The sequence below is a fragment of the Microbacterium sp. Marseille-Q6965 genome (assembly GCF_946151065.1).
Lineage (GTDB): Bacteria > Actinomycetota > Actinomycetes > Actinomycetales > Microbacteriaceae > Microbacterium.
In genome coordinates, this window is sequence record NZ_CAMGZA010000001.1 from 659,902 (window position 1) to 676,219 (window position 16,318).

Here is a 16,318-nt window from a genome sequence, read left to right on the forward strand (position 1 = left end):
CGTTGCCCCTGCGCCGGTGTTCCCCACGCCCTCACACGACGATGGCGACGGCGATGCCGTCCCAGCCCTTGGCGCCCACGGTCTGCAGCGCCGAGGCGTCGAACCGGGGATCGTCGCCGAGCATCTCGAGACCCTCGCGCGTGCCGCGCACGCGCGGGTCGGCGGTGTCGGGATGGATGATCTCGCCCGCGCGGCCGATGTTGTCCACGACGACCACGGTGCCGGGATGGCCGAGCCGTGCGGCCCAGTCCAGGTAAAGCGTGTTGCGCTCCTTGTCGGCGTCGATGAAAACGAGGTCGAATCCGGGGACGAGGGTCGGCAGCACGTCGGCGGCTGCCCCCAGGCGAATGTCGACGCGATCGCCGACGCCGGCACGGTCGACGTTCTCGCGCGCGACGGCGGCGTGCGCGGGCTCCGCCTCGATCGTCACGACCTCGCCCTCCTCGCCGACCGCCCGCGCCAGCCAGATCGTCGAGTAGCCGCCGAGGGTGCCGACCTCCAGCACGCGTCGCGCGCCCGCGATACGAGCCAGGAGGTGCAGGAGCTTTCCGGCCGGCGGCGAGACCTCGATGTCGGGCAGCCCCGCGGCGCGCTGAGCGGCGAGCGCCGCCTCAAGCGCGGGGTCGTGGCCGACGAGCGTGTCGGCGAGGTAGCGGTCGGCGGCGTCCCATGCCGCGGGCGTCGGTTCAGCCATGGCCCCATCCCAGCGCCCGCCGCCGTGCGCGGTCAACCCCCGACCGGCTGCTCCAGCCGCGACGGGCGGAACGCCCCCGCGAGCACCATCACGACCACGATGAGGGCGATCACGACCCAGGCGACCACTCCGAGCGGACCGACCACGGCCATGTCCGGCCGCTCCCCCGCGGCGGCGAGCGCGAGGACGATGGCCCCCACGGCGTTCAGCGCGCCGTGGGCGAAGACCGCCGGCCACACCGATCCGGTGCGCAGCCGCGTCCAGCCCAGCAACACACCCCAGGCCACGCAGCCGCCGATCATCAACACCACGCCGGTGGCGTCGGTACGACCGAAGTTGTGCCCCAGCAGGGTGATCGGCGCATGCCACAGCCCCCAGATCACGCCGCTCAGCAGCAGCGCCGGCCAGAGACCCCACGGTCGCAGCGCGGCGAGCAGCCAGCCACGCCAACCGACCTCCTCCCCGAAGGCGAGGATCGCGTTGGGGATCACGGCGGCGAACGGCACGGCGATCAGCTGGGTCAGGACGATCGCGCCCAGGGGCAGCCCCGATGGGTCGACGCCGCTCGCGGCGAGCTGCTCGGCGAAACCCGAAAAGTGCACGAGGTCGAGACGCACCAGGCCGAACCACGCCGACACCGCGACGACGAGGAGCGTGATGACCACCGGCGCGAGCAGCGCCGCGACCGCGAGGCCGATGGTGCGACCGACGGGGCGCAGCGGCCACACGCCCAGGAATCGCCAGACGTCGCGGCGCGGCACCCTCATGACGAGCACGACCACGAGCGTCGCCAGCGCCGGCGTCCACATCATCGCCGAGACGATGACGGTGGCGATGGGTTGCCCGGCGAGCCCGCCGAGCCACAGCGGGAGCGCCACCGCCCATCCGAGCAGCAGCACGAGGGCCGTGAACAGGGCGACGGCGTTCCACGGCACGCGCGCCTGCGGAGTGAGATGGGCGGTGGTCATCGCTTCGTCTCCTCGGGTCCGTCACCGTTGGCGCCCTCCCGGGCGATGAGTCCGTTCAAGAGGGCGGCCCCGGTCTCGGCGTCGTCGACCGTCACGGTGAACGCCCGCCCGTCCGTGCGCAGGATGCGGATCGCCTCGCCGGTGCGCAGGATCACGCCCCAGCCGGCGTTGATGCTGAAGCGCCAGCCCCACCCTCCGTACTCGCCCATCGGGTTGACGTGCACGACGGTGGCGGAGCGGATCCGGTCGCGGCGGATTCGCACGCGCGGCCATCCGATCGGCGAGCGCACGTCGAGGCCGGCATCGTCGATCCGCACACGGAACACCGTGTTCGTCAGGACGAGGAGCGCGACGAGGATCAGCACGCCGACGCTGAGGAGCAGGCCGCCCGACACGGGCGCCCCCGCGGCGAGCTGCGCGTACAGGGTGGCGCCCGTGGTGAGCAGCGTGACCGCGAGCAGCACCCCGACGAGGCCGAGGCCGGCGCGGCTCATCGACACGGTCTTGAGCCAGACCGCGTGCTCCTCGCCGCGAAGCATGATCGGCGCGGGCGTCTCGGACGCCTGCGCGACGAGCGGCGGTTCCACGACCGTCTTCCACGCGATGAGCGCGAGCACGGCCGCGAGTCCGAGGCCGACGAGGGCCCACCAGCCGGGCAGCAGCGCGTCCCGTGCGTCGTCGAGCCCGACCTGCGGGAGGAAGGTCGCCAGCGCGAGCGTGCCGACGAAGCCGGTCTCGGCCCACACGACGGCGGCGAACAGGCGGTAGCTCATCGGGCGGCCACGCCGATCCTGTGGAGCGGCGTCCGCCAGGTACGGGGAGAGCCCGACGAGAAGCGTGACGCCGATGCCGGTTCCCGCGGTGACGAGCGGCAGCAGCCACGGTGAGGTGAAGCCGTCCGGCACGCCCGAGAAGCCCCAGTGCGACGCAGCGGGGTCGGGCAGGAGCGGCACCAGAGCGAGCTGCGCGAGCAGCACGACGGCCTGCAGCGCGAGCGGGATCACCAGTGCGATGATCGCGTAGCGGCGGCGGGCGGCCCGCCCGGTGAGAGTCGTCGTCATTCGCTCGTTCCCTTCCGGATGTCTTCGGTGCCCGCATCGCGCACGAGTGAGGCGAGCGTTTCGCGGTCGATGCCGAGCTCGTCCGCCTGCGCCGCCAGCCGCGCGATCCGCGGCAGCAGGATGGCGACGGCGGCCCCGCGCTCCGCGACGACCGCTCCCCTGCCCGGCCGCATGGAGATGAGCCCCTCGTCGCGCAGCACCTGGTACGCGTGCAGCACCGTGTGCAGATTCACGTCGAGCGAACCGGCGACGTCCTTCGCCGACGGGAGCCGCTCGCCCGCCACGACGCGGCCGGCGGCGATGTCCGCGCGGATCGACGCGGCCAGCTGCGCGTACACCGGTTCGTCCCGCGTCGGGTCGATCCTCAGCAGCATCGCGGCCTCCTCGGGGTTATTCTAGTTGCATTAGAACAACACAGTCAATCTGGCGGTACACCTTCGCTCGATACACTCCGGGCGTGCACACGATCGCGCGGGGAAGCTGGGGTGAGGTCGCGCGAGCGTTCCTGAAGCTGGGCGTGACGTCGTTCGGGGGCCCCGTCGCGCACCTCGGCTTCTTTCGGGCCGAGTTCGTCGAGCGGCGGCGATGGCTCGACGACCGCTCCTACGCCGACCTCGTCGCTCTGTGCCAGTTCCTGCCGGGGCCGGCGTCGAGCCAGGTCGGCTTCGCCATCGGCCTGCTGCGGGCCGGTCCCCTCGGCGCCCTTGCCGCCTTTGTCGCGTTCACCCTTCCGTCGGCGCTGCTCATGGTGGCGTTCGGCTTCGGCGCAGCGCTCTTCCGAGGCCCGGTCGGCGAGGGCCTTCTGGACGGGCTCAAGGTCGTGGCCGTCGCGATCGTCGCGCAGGCGGTCTGGGGCATGGCCCGCACCCTCACCCCCGATCGCACCCGCGCGGCGATCGCCGCCGGCGCGGCGGCGATCGCTCTGCTGGCGGCCGGAGCATCGGGCCAGGTGACCGCGATCGCGCTCGGCGCCGTCGTCGGTCTGCTGCTGTGCCGGCCCGCGCAGCTTCCGCCGTCGGAACACCTGCGCGTGCCCGTCTCACGCACGGTCGGTCTCCTCGCGCTCGCGGTGTTCGTCGTGCTCCTCGTCGGCCTGCCCATCGCCGCGACCGCCGGCGACCCGGCCGTGTCGCTGGCCGACGCGTTCTATCGCGCCGGCGCGCTGGTGTTCGGCGGCGGGCACGTCGTGCTCCCCCTGCTGGAGGGCGAGGTCGTGGCAGCGGGGTGGGTCGCGCCGCCGGAGTTCCTCGCGGGCTATGGCGTCGCCCAGGCCCTGCCGGGGCCGCTGTTCACGTTCGCGGCCTTCCTCGGGGCCGTGAGCGACAACGGCGCCGGCGGCGCGACCGGGGCGTTCATCGCGCTGCTGGCCGTGTTCCTGCCCGGCTTCCTCCTGCTCGTCGCGGCCCTGCCCTTCTGGGCGTCCCTGCGGACCAGCGCGAACGGGCAGGGGCTGATGAACGGCGCGAACGCCGCGGTCGTCGGCATCCTCGCGGCGGCGCTCTACGACCCCGTGTTCACGACCGCCGTGACCGGCGGCACCGCCTTCGCCCTTGCGCTCGTCTGCTTCGTCCTGTTGGTCGCCTTCCGGTTGCCACCGTGGATCGTCGTCATCGTCGGCGCCGTCGGCGGCGTCCTCACGGGGGTCTGGCCATGACCGAGCGCTATTCCGAGGCCTACGCCGCCCGTCACGGCCGCTTCGCGGTGATCCCCGCCGCCTACGTGTTCCTGCGGCGCGGAGACGAGGTGCTGCTGCAGCTTCGCGCGGGCACCGGCTACTACGACGGCCACTGGGCCGCCGGCGCGGCGGGGCACGTCGAGCGTGGCGAGACGGTGCTGCAGGCGGCCTCGCGTGAGGCGCTCGAGGAGCTCGGCGTTGTCATCGACCCTTCCGCTCTCGTGTTCCTCACGGTCGAGCACCGCACGGGCGACGGCGCCGCGATCGACGAGCGGGTCGACTTCTTCTTCGCGTGCGACCGCTGGAACGGCGAGCCGTCGCTCCAGGAGGACAAGGCCGCCGAGCTGCAGTGGTTCCCGCTGGGCGGCCTGCCCGACCCGGTCGTGCCGCACGAACGGCTCGTGCTGGACCGCCTGCGAGACGGCGGCCTCGATCCCGTCACACCCGTGGGTTTCTGACGGCCGTCAGGCCTCGTAGCCGATCAGCCAGCGCACGCCGTAGCGATCGCGCACCTGGCCGTCGTGGGCTCCCCAGCCGCGCGCCTGGAGCGGGTCGATCACCGTGCCGCCTGCACCAAGCGCGTCGAACCAGCGGGCCGACGTCGCCGCATCCCCGACGCCGAGCAACGCAAGACTCACGCCCTGCATGACGACCGCGTCCTCGTCGCCGTTCGCGTCGCAGCCGTACAGATTCACCGGACCGGAGAGCACGCCGTGGGCGATCGCGTCGCCCGGCCCGTCCGCGCGCCCGAAGTCCGCATACGTGTGCAGCACCAGCTCGCCGCCGAACGTCTCGTGATAGAAGGTGAGCGCCTCGGCCGCGGTGCCGGGGAACCACAGGTACAGCGACTGCGCCATGCCGTCTCCTCTCCCCGCGAGTCTCGCGGGGAAGGCCGGCCGGCGCAAGCGCCCGGATCAGCCGAGCGGTTTGAGCTCGAGATCGCTGCGCGTCGTCCCCGCCGCCACGGTCGCGAACGCCGAGTAGCCGTCGGCCGACGCGCGGGCGAGGAGCCCCTTGAGGTTCTTCGTGCGCTTCTCGAGTCGCACGCGCGAGCCCTCCGCCACGAGTGCCGCCTTGAGGGCCACGAGCTCGGCCACGGCGACGTCGCGGTCGTGCACGAGGACGACGGCCGGGGCGGCGTCCGAGTCGGCCAGCGCGACGAGGTCCACGATCCGCTCGAAGCCGATCGAGAAGCCCACCGCGGGCACGTCCTGGCCGAGGAAGCGGCCGATCATGCCGTCGTAGCGCCCCCCGCCGCCGAGGGAGTACGTCACCGAGGGGTGGGCGAGCTCGAAGATGGTGCCCGTGTAGTAGCCCATGCCGCGGACGAGGAACGGATCGAAGACGAGGGGAGGCACGGCCTCACCGCGCGCCGCGGCGACAGCCTCTCCGATGCCGAGGAGGTGCGCGATCACCACGTCGCCGACGCCCTCGGGCAGCGAGGCACGGATCTGCGCCTCGCCGAAGGGGCCCTCCCCGCCGGGTGCGCGGCCGAGGAACTGCTCGAACGCGTCGACCGCGGATGCGCTCGCTCCGCGCTCGCGCAGCTCGGCGGCGACCCCGGCGGGGCCGATCTTGTCGAGCTTGTCGATGGTGATGAGCACGCCCGGCCGCTCGTCGGGTGCGAACCCGAAAACGTCGAGCATCGCGTCGAGCGCGCGACGGTCGTTGATCCGCACGGTCGCCCCCTCGAGCCGCAGGGCGTCGAGCGTGTCGAGCGATGCGACGATGAGCTCGGCCTCGGCGCGCGCCGAATCGTCGCCGATGATGTCGATGTCGCACTGCATGAACTGGCGGTAGCGGCCCTTCTGCGGCCGCTCCGCGCGCCACACGGGGGCGATCTGCACGGATCGGAAGACTCCCGGCAGCTCCGCCCGGTGGGTGGCGTAGAAGCGCGCCAGCGGCACGGTGAGGTCGTACCGCAGACCGAGGTCGGTCAGCGCCGCCGGGTCCTCGGCCGCCGCGCGGATCGCCTCGGCGTCCAGGCCGCGGCGGAGCACGTTGAAGGCGAGCTTCTCGTTGTCGCCGCCGATGCCGGCGTGCAGCCGCCCGTACTCCTCCATGACGGGCGTCTCGATCTCGTCGAACCCGTGGGCGCGGTAGCGCTCGCGGATCACGGAGAGCACCCGCTCGCGGCGGGCCTTGTCGGACGGGAGGAAGTCGCGCATGCCGCGCGGCGCGTTCACGGAAGCCATAGCGCTTCGATTCTCCCATCCCCCGCCCGATGATCCGGGAGGATGGAGGAGTGAGCGGATTCGGAGACGAGCTGAAGCGGGCGGCCGACACCATGCGCGAGGTGCGGGAGCGCTGCGTCTGGACGCAGGCCATGACGCACGAGCGGCTCGTGCCCTACCTCATCGAGGAGTCGGCGGAGCTCGTCGATGCCGTGGAGCGCGGAGACCGCGCGGAGATGCGCGAGGAGCTCGGCGACCTGCTGTGGCAGGTGCTGTTCCACGCGGAGCTGTCGTCGCGGGAGGACGACCCGTTCGACATCGACGACGTGGCCCGCGGCCTGACGGAGAAGATGATCCGCCGCCACCCGCACGTTTTCGGCGGCGAGACGGCGGAGACGCCCGAGCGCGTGCTGGAGCTATGGACCGCCGCGAAGGCGTCCGAGAAGCGCGAGCGCACCTCGGTGCTCGACGGGGTCGCCTCCTCCATGCCGTCGCTCGCGCTCGCGCAGAAGCTGCTGGGCAAGGGCGCCCAGGTGAGAGTGGGTGCCGAGCTGCTCGAGGACATCGCGGCGGCCGAGGCGATCGAGCAGGCCGAGGGGGTCGAGGCGCTCCCCTCCTCCGAGGAGGAGCTGGGCGACACCCTGCTGGGCCTGGTCGCCCTCGCTCGCGCTCGGGGCTGGGACGCCGAGCGCGCCCTGCGCTCCCGTCTGCGCGATCTGGCGGACGAGATCCGCGCCGCCGAGTAAGCGGCGGCGGCGCGGACCTCGGCGTCAGTCCAGCTGTCCCTTGATCTCGTGCGGGTCCGGCTCGCCGCGCTCGGGAACGGCGTCCTCGCGCCCCTCGCTCTGCAGCCGCCGGTGGTGCCGGGCGCGCAGCGAGACGAGCACGGCGGCGAGGATCAGCGAGATCGTCGATCCGCCGAGCACGCCGAGGATGGCCTGATCGCGCAGGCCACCCGCCTCGAACGCGAGGTTCGCCATGAGCAGCGAGACGGTGAAGCCGATGCCGCCGAGCGCGGCGGCGGCGAGGATGTCGGGGAACGCGATCGAGACGGGCTCGCCCTTCGGGCGGATGCGCACCGCGATCCACCCGAACAGCGAGATGCCGATGAGCTTGCCCACGGGCAGCGCCACGAGGATGCCCCACAGCGCCGGCGACAGCTCGGCCGGCGACACCTGCGGGATCATCACGAGCGCCGCGAAGAAGGCGAAGACCGGCAGGATCAGCCCGTTGATCCACGGCTCGAGCGCGTGGCGCGCGCGCATGCCCTCATCCTGCCGGATCGCCAGACCCAGCATGACGCCGGCGATCGTCGCGTGGATCCCCCCGAGGAACACGAACGCCCAGGCGGCGAGTCCGAGCGCGACCATGGCGATCGTCACCACCACCGTGTTGCGGTCTGTGCGGAAGCGGCTGAGTACGGCGAAGGCCACCACGAACAGGGCGCCGATGGCGAGGCTTCCGAAGTCGATGTCGTGGGCGAACAGCACCGCGATGAACAGGATGCCGACGATGTCGTCGATGATCGCGAGGGCGAGCAGGAAGACGCGGACCCGCGACGGCAGCCCGCGGCCGAACATGGCCAGCACGCCCAGGGCGAACGCGATGTCGGTCGCGGTCGGCACCGGCCAACCGTCTCGCGTGGCGGGGTCACCCGCGGCGAACACCAGATAGACGGCGATCGGCACGAGCACGCCCCCGGCGGCGGCGATCGCCGGCTGGACCGCCTTGCGGGCGCTGTTGAGCTGCCCCTTTGTGAGCTCGTACTGCAGCTCGACCGCGACGCCGAAGAAGAAGATCGCGAGCAGGAAATCGCTCACCCAGTGGGCGATGGACAGGTCCAGGCCCGTGCCCGGGATGGCCAGGTGCGCGTGGCTCCACGCGATCACGTCGGCGCCGAACGGCAGGTTCGCGACGATCAGGCCGAGCGCCGCGGCGCCCAGGAGCAGGAAGGCGGGGAAGCGCTCGGAGCGAAGAAGCTTCATCGTGTCCTTTCGGGGTCGGAGAGACGCGCGCGGATCGCGCGCGACGCCGACCAGACTTCCCGGCACACCGCCTTCCACCCTACCCGGCGGTCGGGACCGTCCCCGTCGGGGTCCGCTCAGGCACGGGGAAGATCGCGTCCAGCAGCTGAGCGACCCAGCCGATCAGCGCGGCGTCGTCGCCCGGTTCGATCCTCGTGGGCAGCGGTACGACCATGGCCTCGCCGCCCGAGAGGATCTTCGCGCCGGGATACAGTCGCTGCACTCGAATCTTCATCGAGTCGGCCAGGTTCGCCGGCGCGACGCGCAGGTTCTTGCCCATCGCCACAACGTCCGCCAGGCCCGCGCTCGCCGCCCGGCGCCGCAGCCGGGCCACGCGCACGAGACCCTGCACCTCGGCGGGCGGCTCGCCGTAGCGGTCCGTGAGCTCCTCGACGACGAGGTCGATCGCATCGTCCGGGGCTGTGACGGCGGCGGCCGCCGAGAGCTTCTGGTACGCCTCGAGGCGCAGCCGCTCGCTGTCGATGTAGGACTCGGGGATGCGCGCATCCACCGGCAGCTCGAGGCGCAGCTCGGTGGGCCCCTCGCTCTCCTCGCCGCGGAACGCCGCGACGGCCTCACCGATCATGCGCAGATACAGGTCGAAGCCGACCCCGGCGATGTGGCCCGCCTGCTCGGCACCGAGCAGGTTGCCGGCACCGCGCAGCTCGAGGTCCTTCATCGCCACCTGCGTGCCGGAGCCGAGGTCGTTGTGGACCGCGATGGTCTGCAGGCGGTCGGCGGCCGTCTCGCTGAGCGGCTTGTGCTCGTCGTACACGAAGTAGGCGTACGCCCGCTCGCGCCCGCGCCCGACGCGTCCGCGCAGCTGATGCAGCTGGGCCAGCCCGTACTTGTCGGCCCGGTCGATGATGATCGTGTTCGCGTTCGCGATGTCGATGCCGGTCTCGATGATCGTCGTGCACACGAGCACGTCGAACTTGCGCTCCCAGAAGTCGTCGACGACCTGCTCCAGCTGATGCTCGCCCATCTTGCCGTGCGCCACCGCGATGCGCGCTTCCGGCACGAGCTCCGCCAGGTGCGCGGCGACCGAGTTGATCGACTGCACGCGGTTGTGCACGTAGAAGACCTGGCCCTCGCGCAGCAGCTCGCGCCGGATCGCCGCGGCCAGTTGCTTGTCGTTGCGGGGGCCGACATACGACAGGATCGGGTGCCGGTCCTCCGGCGGGGTCGCCAGCGTCGACATCTCGCGGATCCCCGTGACGGCCATCTCGAGGGTGCGCGGGATGGGCGTCGCGCTCATCGCGAGGATGTCGACGTTCGTCTTGAGCTTCTTCAGCGCGTCCTTGTGCTCCACGCCGAAGCGCTGCTCCTCGTCGACGATGAGCAGGCCCAGATCCTTGAAGCGCACGCGCTCCGTGAGGATCCGGTGCGTGCCGATCACCATGTCGACGGAACCGTCGAGCAGGCCCTGCACGGTCTCGCGCGCCTCCTTCTCGGTCTGGAAGCGGCTGAGCGGGCGGACCTTGACGGGGAAGCCCGCGAAGCGCTCCTGGAAGGTCTCGAGGTGCTGCTTCACGAGCAGCGTGGTCGGCACGAGCATGGCCACCTGCTTGCCGTCCTGGATCGCCTTGAACGCCGCGCGCACGGCGACCTCGGTCTTGCCGAAGCCGACGTCGCCCGAGAGCAGGCGGTCCATCGGGACCGGCCGCTCCATGTCGCGCTTGATCTCGTCGATCGTCTGCAACTGATCGGGAGTCTCGGCGAAGGGGAACGCCTCCTCCAGCTCGCGCTGCCAGGGCGTGTCGGGGCCGAACGCGTGGCCCTTCGCGGCCATGCGCGCCGAGTAGAGCTTGACGAGCTCGATGGCGATGTCGCGCACGGCGCGGCGCGCCTTGCTCTTGGCCTGGGCCCAGTCGCTGCCGCCCATCTTCGACAGCTGCGGGCTCTCGCCGCCGACGTACTTCGACAGCAGATCGAGCTGGTCGGTCGGCACGAACAGCTTGTCGCCCGGGTAGCCCCTCTTGGAGGGCGCGTACTCCAGCACGAGGTAGTCGCGTTCCGACTTCACGGCGTTGCGCCCACCCGTGGAGACCTGCCGCTTGGTCATCTCGACGAACCGGCCGATGCCGTGAGTGGCGTGCACGACGAAGTCGCCGGGCTTCAACTGCAGGGGGTCGACGACGTTGCGCCGGCGCGAGGCCAGCTTCTTCGGGCCGCGGCTCGTGCCGCCGATCGTGCGGCCGTAGAACTCGTTCTCGCTGAGCACCGCCAGGCGGGCCTCGTCCGACTCGAAGCCCTGCTCGATCGCGCCGCGCACGAGCGTGACCACGCCGGGCTCGGGCGACTCGTCCAGCGCCTCGACGATGCGTGCCGCGATGCCGCGCTCCGACAGCACGTCGCGGGCGCGCTCGACGAGCCCCGCGCCCTCGGCCACGACGACCACCGCCCACCCCTCGCGCACCCGCGTGGCGATGTGCTCGGTGGCGCCGTCGACGTTGCCGTGGAACGAGGGGACGATCGATCCGCGGATCCGCGTGCCCTCGACGGCCTCGTGCTCCTCGCCCGCCTCCGCGAGCTCCGCCGCGATATCCGCCGCGCCCGAGTCGAAGGGGCTCAGCGTCCACCACACGCCGCCGCCGGCACGCACGTCATCGCGCAGCCGACCGATCGTGAGGAAGTCGCCGCTGGCGAGATCGACGGGGGCGCTCGCGCCACTCGTCGCCGCGCTCCACGCCGCGTCGAGGAACTCGCGGTTCGTGTCGGCGAGCGAGAGAGCGCGGGTCACCGCCCGCTCGGGATCCACGAGCGCCACCGCGGCACCGGGCGGCAGATAGCCGGCGAGCGAGACCAGCGGGCCCGCGACCACCGGCGTGAGCGACTCCATGCCCTCCGACGGAATGCCCTCGGCCATGCGCTCCAACAACTGGGCGATGCCCGGGAGGGTTCCCTGCAGCGCACGAGCGCGCTGGCGCACCTCGTCCGTGAGCAGCAGCTCGCGGCTCGGCACGAGCTCGACGCGTGCCACGTCGCCGGGGAGCGATCGCTGGTCCGCCACCGAGAAGGCCCGGATCTGATCCACCTCGTCGCCGAAGAACTCGATGCGATAGGGGTGCTCCGCCACGGGCGGGAACACGTCGAGGATCCCGCCGCGCACGGCGAACTCGCCGCGCCGCGACACCATGTCGACACGGGTGTACGCACGCTCGACGAGGGCGGCGACGATCTCGTCGAGGTCGTGCCCCCGTTCCCCCGTCGCCAGCACGATCGGCTCGACATCCGCGAGCCCCGGCGCCAGTGGTTGCACGGCCGCGCGCACGGAAGCGGTCACGACGATCGGCGCGGAGCCGTCCCACGCGGCGAGGGCGCGCAGCGTGGCCAGCCGCCGCCCCACCGTCTCGGCACTCGGGCTGAGGCGCTCGTGCGGCAGCGTCTCCCATGCCGGGAAGCTCACGACAGTGGCGTCGGGCACGAGCGAGTGCAGCGCCGCGCCGAGGGCGTCGGCACGCCGCCCCGTCGGCGCGATGACGAGCAACGCGGCGGGACGGCCGGATGCCGCGCGGCGCGCGAGCAGCGCGGCGAGCGCGGGGGCGTCGAGTCCGTCGACGAGCGAGAGGTCCGCATCGACGCCTGCGTTCGAGATCGCGTCGCGGAAGGACTCCGAGCGGTCGAGGGCGCGCGAGATCCCGTGCACAGTCACCGATCAAGTCTACGCGGCGCGACCGGCACCGGTCCGGCCTGGCGGACGGCGTGCTCAGGCCTTCGGCGCGTGGACCCGTTGCTGGGCGGCGACGAGGCCCTCCTCCACGATCAGCTCCACGGCGTCTGCAGCCTCCGAGACGAGGATCGGCAGGGTCTTGCGCTCGGTGGCGCCGAAGGGATCGAGCACCCAGTCCGCCGGATCCTGCCGACCCGGAGGCCGGCCGATGCCCACCCGCACGCGCACGAAGTCGGGCGTGCCGAGGGCCTTCGCCACGTCGCGCACGCCGTTGTGTCCACCGTGCCCGCCGCCGGCCTTCAGCCGGAGGGTGTCGAACGGGATGTCGAGCTCGTCGTGGACGACGATGACCCGGTCGGGATCGATCTTGAAGAACTTCGCCAGCGAGGAGACCGGGCCGCCCGACACGTTCATGAACGAGTTCGGCTTGGCGGCGACGAGCTTCGCTCCACCGATGCGCAGGCGACCCTCCGCGACGCGGGCGTTCGCCTGCTTCTGCGGGCTGAACGACGCCCCCATCCGGGCCGCGAGCTCGTCGACGACGAGCTGGCCGACGTTGTGTCGGGTCAGCTCATAGCGGGGGCCGGGGTTGCCGAGCCCGACGACCAGCCATGTGTCGGCCATGCGTCTCCTCCAGTGGACAGCGGAAGGGGGTGCGACGGATCGTCGCACCCCCTTCCGGCAGGATCGGGATTACTCGGCCGACTCCTCGGCGCCGCCCTCGGCCTCGTCGGCCGACTCACCGCGCGGCGTCGACACGGCGACGATGAGCGTCTCGGCGTCGATCGCCAGGCTGGCGCCCTGCGGCAGCGTGACGTCGGCCGCCGTGATGTGGGCGCCCTCCTCGAGGCCCTCGACCGACACCTCGAGCTGCTCGGGGATGTGCGTGGCCTCGACCTCGACGGTCAGCGACGACGCCTCGAGCATGTGGATCGTGCCGGGGGCGCTCTCGCCGGTGACGACGATCGGGACGTCGACCTGGATCTTCTCGCCCTGCTGCACGACGATCAGGTCGACGTGCTCGATCACCTGGCGCACCGGGTCGCGCTGCACGTCCTTCACGAGGACGAGGTGCGCGGTGCCGTCGACCGTGAGGTCGATGAGCGCGTTGGCCTGGCGGACGATCAGCGCCGTCTCGTGGCCCGGCAGGGCGACGTGGATCGGCTCGGCGCCGTGGCCGTAGATGACGGCGGGGATCTTGCCGGCGGCGCGCAGGCGGCGAGCGTAGCCCTTGCCGAACTCGGTGCGGGTCTCGGCGGACAGGGTGGCGTTCTCGGACATTGATGTTCTCCTCGTGCACACGGCGATGCGTCCGCCGCGGTGGTCTGCTTTCTCGACTCGAACGCAACGCGTGAGGAGAGCCACGGGGCCCGCAACACCGCGTCGATCACGGACACCGGGCGCGCACGCGCACGGCCGTCCCTCGCCGAGGTGCTTCCATGCTACCCGAACCGCCCGAAGGAACGACAATCGACGCCGAGCGATAGCCTGAGAGGGTGTCCCGAACGGGGGCGCCCGTCTCGCGAAGGAGTCATCGCATGCTCGACGCTGCCACCTGGTCGCACGTGATCACCTGGGTCATCGGCGGCATGTCCGCCGTCACCGCCGTCCTGATCGTCGGCGCGTTCTACTCCCTCGGTCGCGCCGGCTCCCGCAAGTAACCTCTCGCGCGCGGTCAGGCCGCGCCACCGCGGCGCCGGCGGTCGAGGAAGGCCACCGCGGCGTCGACGAGCGCATGCGGCGTCTCGGCGACGTCGAGCACGATTCCCGCCTCGTCCGGCTGCAGCGGTTCGAGTGAGTCGAACTGCGAGCGCAGCAGGACCGGCGGCATGTACTCGTGGCTGCGGGAGTTCACCCGCGACCAGATCAGCTCGAACGACCCGTGCAGGTGCACGAACACCGTCCCAGGGGCGTCGGCGCGCAGCACGTCGCGGTACGCCCGGCGCAACGCCGAGCACACCACGACGATGCCGCGATCGCGACCCGATGCGAGCGTCGCGCCGATCGCGTGCAGCCAGGGCACGCGGTCCTCGTCCGTGAGCGGCACGCCCGACGCCATCTTCGCCACGTTCTCGGCCGAGTGCAGCCGGTCACCGTCGACGTAGCGCCCCCGGATCCGCTCGGCCAGCATGTTCGCGATGGTCGACTTCCCCGCCCCCTGCACTCCCATGACGACGACGGGAGGGTACGACGAGGCCGGCGGCGTCATCCCTTCGTCGCTCCCGCGGTGAGCCCGGACACGATGTACTTCTGCGTGAACAGCGCGATGACCATGATGGGAATGGTCACGACGACCGCGGCCGCCATCAGGCCGCCCCAGTCGATGGACGCGTACCCGACGAAGTCGAAGATCGCGACCGGGAGCGTCTTCGTGCTCGCCCCCGAAAGCACGAGCGCGAACATGAAGTTGTTCCACGAGAAGATGAACGACAGGATGCTGGCCGTGGCCACCCCCGGGATGGACAGCGGGAGCGTGATCCGCAGGAACGCGCCGATCGGCGTGAGCCCGTCCACCTGCGCCTGCTCCTCGAGCTCCTCCGGCAGGGAGTCGAAGAACGACATCATGATGTAGAGGATCAGCGGCAGCGAGACGAACATGTGCGAGAGCACGAGCGGCGTGTAGGTGCCGACGACGCGCAGGTTCGCGAACACGAAGTACCACGGCACGAGCAGGCTCACGCCCGGGATCACGCGGGCGAGCAGCACGAGCACGGCCGACTTCTTCATCACGAAGCGGCTCATCGAGTACGCGGCGGGCACGGCGAGCAGCAGGGACAGCGCCGTCGCCGCTGCCGCGACGAAGAGGCTGTTCCAGATGAACTGCAGGTAATCGGCCTGGCCGAACACCGTCTCGTAATTGACCGTCGTCGGGGTGAAGACGAACGCCGCCTCGGAGTTGTAGATGTCGACGTTCGTCTTGAACGATGCGAGGACCATCCACACGATCGGTGCCAGGAAGGCCAGCGCCACGAGGACGAGCATGATGGCGCGGAAGGCCTTGTAGCCGCGACCACGAGGGCGCCGTCGCTGCAGCGGCGACGTGGTCGCCAGGAGGGAGGTTGCGGTCGAGGTCATGAGACGGCGCTCTTCTTCCTGCGGATCGTGAGGAGCCAGATGCAGCCGATGATCATCAGGAAGAAGATCACCAGCACGGTGGATGACTCCCCGTACTCGTTGTAGTCGAAGCTCAGCCCGTAGGCGTAGACGTTCAGCGTCTCGACCTCGTGGAACGATCCGCCTCCCTTGCCCTTCGTGGCGTAGAGGATGTCGAACGTCTTCAGCGCGTCGATGCCGCGCAGCAGGATCGCGGTGATGAAGGTCGGCATCACCAGCGGGAACGTCACGTGCCAGAAGCGCTGCCAGGCGTTGGCGCCATCGACCCGCGCGGCCTCGTCGGGCTCGTCGGAGAGCGAGGTCAGGCCCGCCAGGAGGATGAGAACGACCATCGGCGTCCACTGCCAGATGTCGACGAACATGAGGGTGGGCAGCGCGGTGGCCTCCCCCGCGAGCCACGGCTGCGCGGGGATGCCGAACCACGACAGGAGCTGGTTGGCGAAGCCGATGGACGGTTCGAAGATGAGCCGCCACATCATGCCCACCGCGACGGGCGTCGCGACGAGCGGCAGGAGGATGATGATGCGGACGAGGCCCTGGCCGCGGAACGGTCGCCACAGCAGCAGCGCGATCAGCATGCCGAGGGTCATCTCGACGGCGAGCGCCCCGAAGGTGAAGATGGCCGTGCGGAGGACGGCGGGCCAGAAGCGGTCGGTGTCGCCGAGGATCTCGACATAGTTGTCGATGCCGATGAAGTCGTGCTCCGCGCGGATCGACCCAGACGCGTCCGTGAGGCTGAGGTACACGGTCCACGCGAGTGGGAACACGAGCAGCATGGCCACGAACACCATGGCGGGGGCCGCGAGCACCCACTTCCGGTGATGGTTCGCCCACGCCGAGAAGGACGGCTGCGTCCTGGCGCGGGGTGCGGTCGTTGTCGTCATGGTCTCTCCAGAACGCTCGCTGACGGGCGTGGGGATGGCGGTGGTGCGCCG

17 protein-coding genes are annotated in these 16,318 nt (G+C 71.4%); 4 read left to right on the forward strand and 13 right to left on the reverse strand.

Annotation, left to right across the window (positions count from 1 at the left end):
• Positions 1-31 precede the first annotated feature (31 nt).
• From N8N77_RS03245 to N8N77_RS03260, 4 genes are read right to left on the reverse strand one after another with little or no spacing between them, the layout of a single operon-like run.
• A complete protein-coding gene (locus tag N8N77_RS03245; RefSeq protein ID WP_261164591.1) occupies positions 32-694 on the reverse strand; it encodes an O-methyltransferase in 663 nt (220 codons plus the stop codon).
• A gap of 32 nt (positions 695-726) precedes the next feature.
• Positions 727-1,662, reverse strand: a complete 936-nt coding sequence (locus tag N8N77_RS03250) for a CPBP family intramembrane glutamic endopeptidase (RefSeq protein ID WP_261164592.1) — start codon at positions 1,660-1,662, stop codon at positions 727-729.
• The gene (locus N8N77_RS03255; protein ID WP_261164593.1) at positions 1,659-2,723 is read right to left on the reverse strand and encodes a DUF1648 domain-containing protein; all 1,065 of its coding nucleotides are present in this window, start codon (positions 2,721-2,723) and stop codon (positions 1,659-1,661) included. The genes N8N77_RS03250 and N8N77_RS03255 overlap by 4 nt, the downstream gene beginning before the upstream one ends.
• The gene (locus N8N77_RS03260; protein WP_261164594.1) at positions 2,720-3,097 is read right to left on the reverse strand and encodes a GntR family transcriptional regulator; all 378 of its coding nucleotides are present in this window, start codon (positions 3,095-3,097) and stop codon (positions 2,720-2,722) included. The genes N8N77_RS03255 and N8N77_RS03260 overlap by 4 nt, the downstream gene beginning before the upstream one ends.
• Before the next feature lie 83 nt (positions 3,098-3,180).
• Here N8N77_RS03260 and chrA point away from each other — a divergent pair, with 83 nt between their 5' ends.
• Positions 3,181-4,377 (forward strand): chromate efflux transporter, encoded by a 1,197-nt coding sequence (gene chrA / locus N8N77_RS03265; RefSeq protein ID WP_261164595.1) that lies wholly within the window; start codon positions 3,181-3,183, stop codon positions 4,375-4,377.
• Positions 4,374-4,856 carry an NUDIX domain-containing protein gene (locus tag N8N77_RS03270; protein ID WP_261164596.1) on the forward strand — a complete coding sequence of 161 codons (483 nt, stop codon included), beginning with the start codon at positions 4,374-4,376 and terminating at the stop codon, positions 4,854-4,856. The genes chrA and N8N77_RS03270 overlap by 4 nt, the downstream gene beginning before the upstream one ends.
• A gap of 6 nt (positions 4,857-4,862) precedes the next feature.
• Here N8N77_RS03270 and N8N77_RS03275 read toward each other — a convergent pair whose 3' ends face one another.
• Positions 4,863-5,255 (reverse strand): VOC family protein, encoded by a 393-nt coding sequence (locus N8N77_RS03275; protein ID WP_261164597.1) that lies wholly within the window; start codon positions 5,253-5,255, stop codon positions 4,863-4,865.
• A 57-nt stretch (positions 5,256-5,312) separates the two neighbouring features.
• Positions 5,313-6,593, reverse strand: a complete 1,281-nt coding sequence (hisS, locus tag N8N77_RS03280) for a histidine--tRNA ligase (protein WP_261164598.1) — start codon at positions 6,591-6,593, stop codon at positions 5,313-5,315.
• Between the two features lie 29 nt (positions 6,594-6,622).
• Between hisS and N8N77_RS03285 the strand changes: the two genes are divergently transcribed.
• On the forward strand, positions 6,623-7,318 hold the full coding sequence (locus N8N77_RS03285) for a MazG family protein (protein ID WP_396652768.1): 696 nt from the start codon (positions 6,623-6,625) through the stop codon (positions 7,316-7,318).
• Between the two features lie 24 nt (positions 7,319-7,342).
• Here the strand turns inward: N8N77_RS03285 and nhaA are convergent, their stop codons facing one another.
• The 4 genes from nhaA to N8N77_RS03305 form a co-directional block, all read right to left on the reverse strand.
• Positions 7,343-8,557: a Na+/H+ antiporter NhaA gene (gene nhaA, locus N8N77_RS03290; RefSeq protein ID WP_261164599.1), complete on the reverse strand. Its 1,215-nt coding sequence runs from the start codon at positions 8,555-8,557 to the stop codon at positions 7,343-7,345.
• Between the two features lie 79 nt (positions 8,558-8,636).
• Positions 8,637-12,251: a transcription-repair coupling factor gene (gene mfd, locus N8N77_RS03295; RefSeq protein WP_261164600.1), complete on the reverse strand. Its 3,615-nt coding sequence runs from the start codon at positions 12,249-12,251 to the stop codon at positions 8,637-8,639.
• Positions 12,252-12,305: 54 nt separating this feature from the next.
• Positions 12,306-12,893 carry an aminoacyl-tRNA hydrolase gene (pth, locus tag N8N77_RS03300; RefSeq protein WP_261164601.1) on the reverse strand — a complete coding sequence of 196 codons (588 nt, stop codon included), beginning with the start codon at positions 12,891-12,893 and terminating at the stop codon, positions 12,306-12,308.
• Between the two features lie 69 nt (positions 12,894-12,962).
• Entirely contained in the window at positions 12,963-13,550 is a 588-nt protein-coding gene (locus N8N77_RS03305; protein ID WP_261164602.1) for a 50S ribosomal protein L25/general stress protein Ctc, read from the reverse strand.
• A gap of 257 nt (positions 13,551-13,807) precedes the next feature.
• On the opposite strand from N8N77_RS03305, the gene N8N77_RS03310 reads away from it, so the two are divergent.
• Positions 13,808-13,930, forward strand: coding sequence for a hypothetical protein (locus N8N77_RS03310; RefSeq protein WP_261164603.1), 123 nt, complete (start codon positions 13,808-13,810; stop codon positions 13,928-13,930).
• 14 nt (positions 13,931-13,944) lie between these two features.
• On the opposite strand, the gene N8N77_RS03315 is transcribed toward N8N77_RS03310, so the two are convergent.
• Genes N8N77_RS03315 through N8N77_RS03325 form a run of 3 tightly spaced genes read right to left on the reverse strand, consistent with a single transcriptional unit; the run spans position 13,945 to position 16,267 of the window.
• Positions 13,945-14,478 carry a gluconokinase gene (locus N8N77_RS03315; RefSeq protein ID WP_261164604.1) on the reverse strand — a complete coding sequence of 178 codons (534 nt, stop codon included), beginning with the start codon at positions 14,476-14,478 and terminating at the stop codon, positions 13,945-13,947.
• Positions 14,475-15,344, reverse strand: a complete 870-nt coding sequence (locus N8N77_RS03320) for a carbohydrate ABC transporter permease (protein ID WP_261164605.1) — start codon at positions 15,342-15,344, stop codon at positions 14,475-14,477. Before N8N77_RS03320 ends, N8N77_RS03315 begins: the two co-directional genes overlap by 4 nt.
• The gene (locus N8N77_RS03325; protein WP_261164606.1) at positions 15,341-16,267 is read right to left on the reverse strand and encodes a carbohydrate ABC transporter permease; all 927 of its coding nucleotides are present in this window, start codon (positions 16,265-16,267) and stop codon (positions 15,341-15,343) included. Before N8N77_RS03325 ends, N8N77_RS03320 begins: the two co-directional genes overlap by 4 nt.
• Between the last annotated feature and the right edge of the window lie 51 nt (positions 16,268-16,318).

What these genes read in the sequence shown, in the direction of transcription:
- N8N77_RS03325 (WP_261164606.1), bottom strand. Translation starts at nt 16,267, where the DNA reads ATGACGACAACGACCGCACCCCGCGCCAGGACGCAGCCGTCCTTCTCG.
- pth (WP_261164601.1), bottom strand. Translation starts at nt 12,893, where the DNA reads ATGGCCGACACATGGCTGGTCGTCGGGCTCGGCAACCCCGGCCCCCGC.
- N8N77_RS03245 (WP_261164591.1), bottom strand. Translation starts at nt 694, where the DNA reads ATGGCTGAACCGACGCCCGCGGCATGGGACGCCGCCGACCGCTACCTC.
- N8N77_RS03275 (WP_261164597.1), bottom strand. Translation starts at nt 5,255, where the DNA reads ATGGCGCAGTCGCTGTACCTGTGGTTCCCCGGCACCGCGGCCGAGGCG.
- N8N77_RS03270 (WP_261164596.1), top strand. Translation starts at nt 4,374, where the DNA reads ATGACCGAGCGCTATTCCGAGGCCTACGCCGCCCGTCACGGCCGCTTC.
- N8N77_RS03315 (WP_261164604.1), bottom strand. Translation starts at nt 14,478, where the DNA reads ATGACGCCGCCGGCCTCGTCGTACCCTCCCGTCGTCGTCATGGGAGTG.
- N8N77_RS03320 (WP_261164605.1), bottom strand. Translation starts at nt 15,344, where the DNA reads ATGACCTCGACCGCAACCTCCCTCCTGGCGACCACGTCGCCGCTGCAG.
- N8N77_RS03255 (WP_261164593.1), bottom strand. Translation starts at nt 2,723, where the DNA reads ATGACGACGACTCTCACCGGGCGGGCCGCCCGCCGCCGCTACGCGATC.
- N8N77_RS03250 (WP_261164592.1), bottom strand. Translation starts at nt 1,662, where the DNA reads ATGACCACCGCCCATCTCACTCCGCAGGCGCGCGTGCCGTGGAACGCC.
- nhaA (WP_261164599.1), bottom strand. Translation starts at nt 8,557, where the DNA reads ATGAAGCTTCTTCGCTCCGAGCGCTTCCCCGCCTTCCTGCTCCTGGGC.
- N8N77_RS03285 (WP_396652768.1), top strand. Translation starts at nt 6,623, where the DNA reads ATGATCCGGGAGGATGGAGGAGTGAGCGGATTCGGAGACGAGCTGAAG.
- hisS (WP_261164598.1), bottom strand. Translation starts at nt 6,593, where the DNA reads ATGGCTTCCGTGAACGCGCCGCGCGGCATGCGCGACTTCCTCCCGTCC.
- N8N77_RS03310 (WP_261164603.1), top strand. Translation starts at nt 13,808, where the DNA reads ATGCTCGACGCTGCCACCTGGTCGCACGTGATCACCTGGGTCATCGGC.
- N8N77_RS03260 (WP_261164594.1), bottom strand. Translation starts at nt 3,097, where the DNA reads ATGCTGCTGAGGATCGACCCGACGCGGGACGAACCGGTGTACGCGCAG.
- N8N77_RS03305 (WP_261164602.1), bottom strand. Translation starts at nt 13,550, where the DNA reads ATGTCCGAGAACGCCACCCTGTCCGCCGAGACCCGCACCGAGTTCGGC.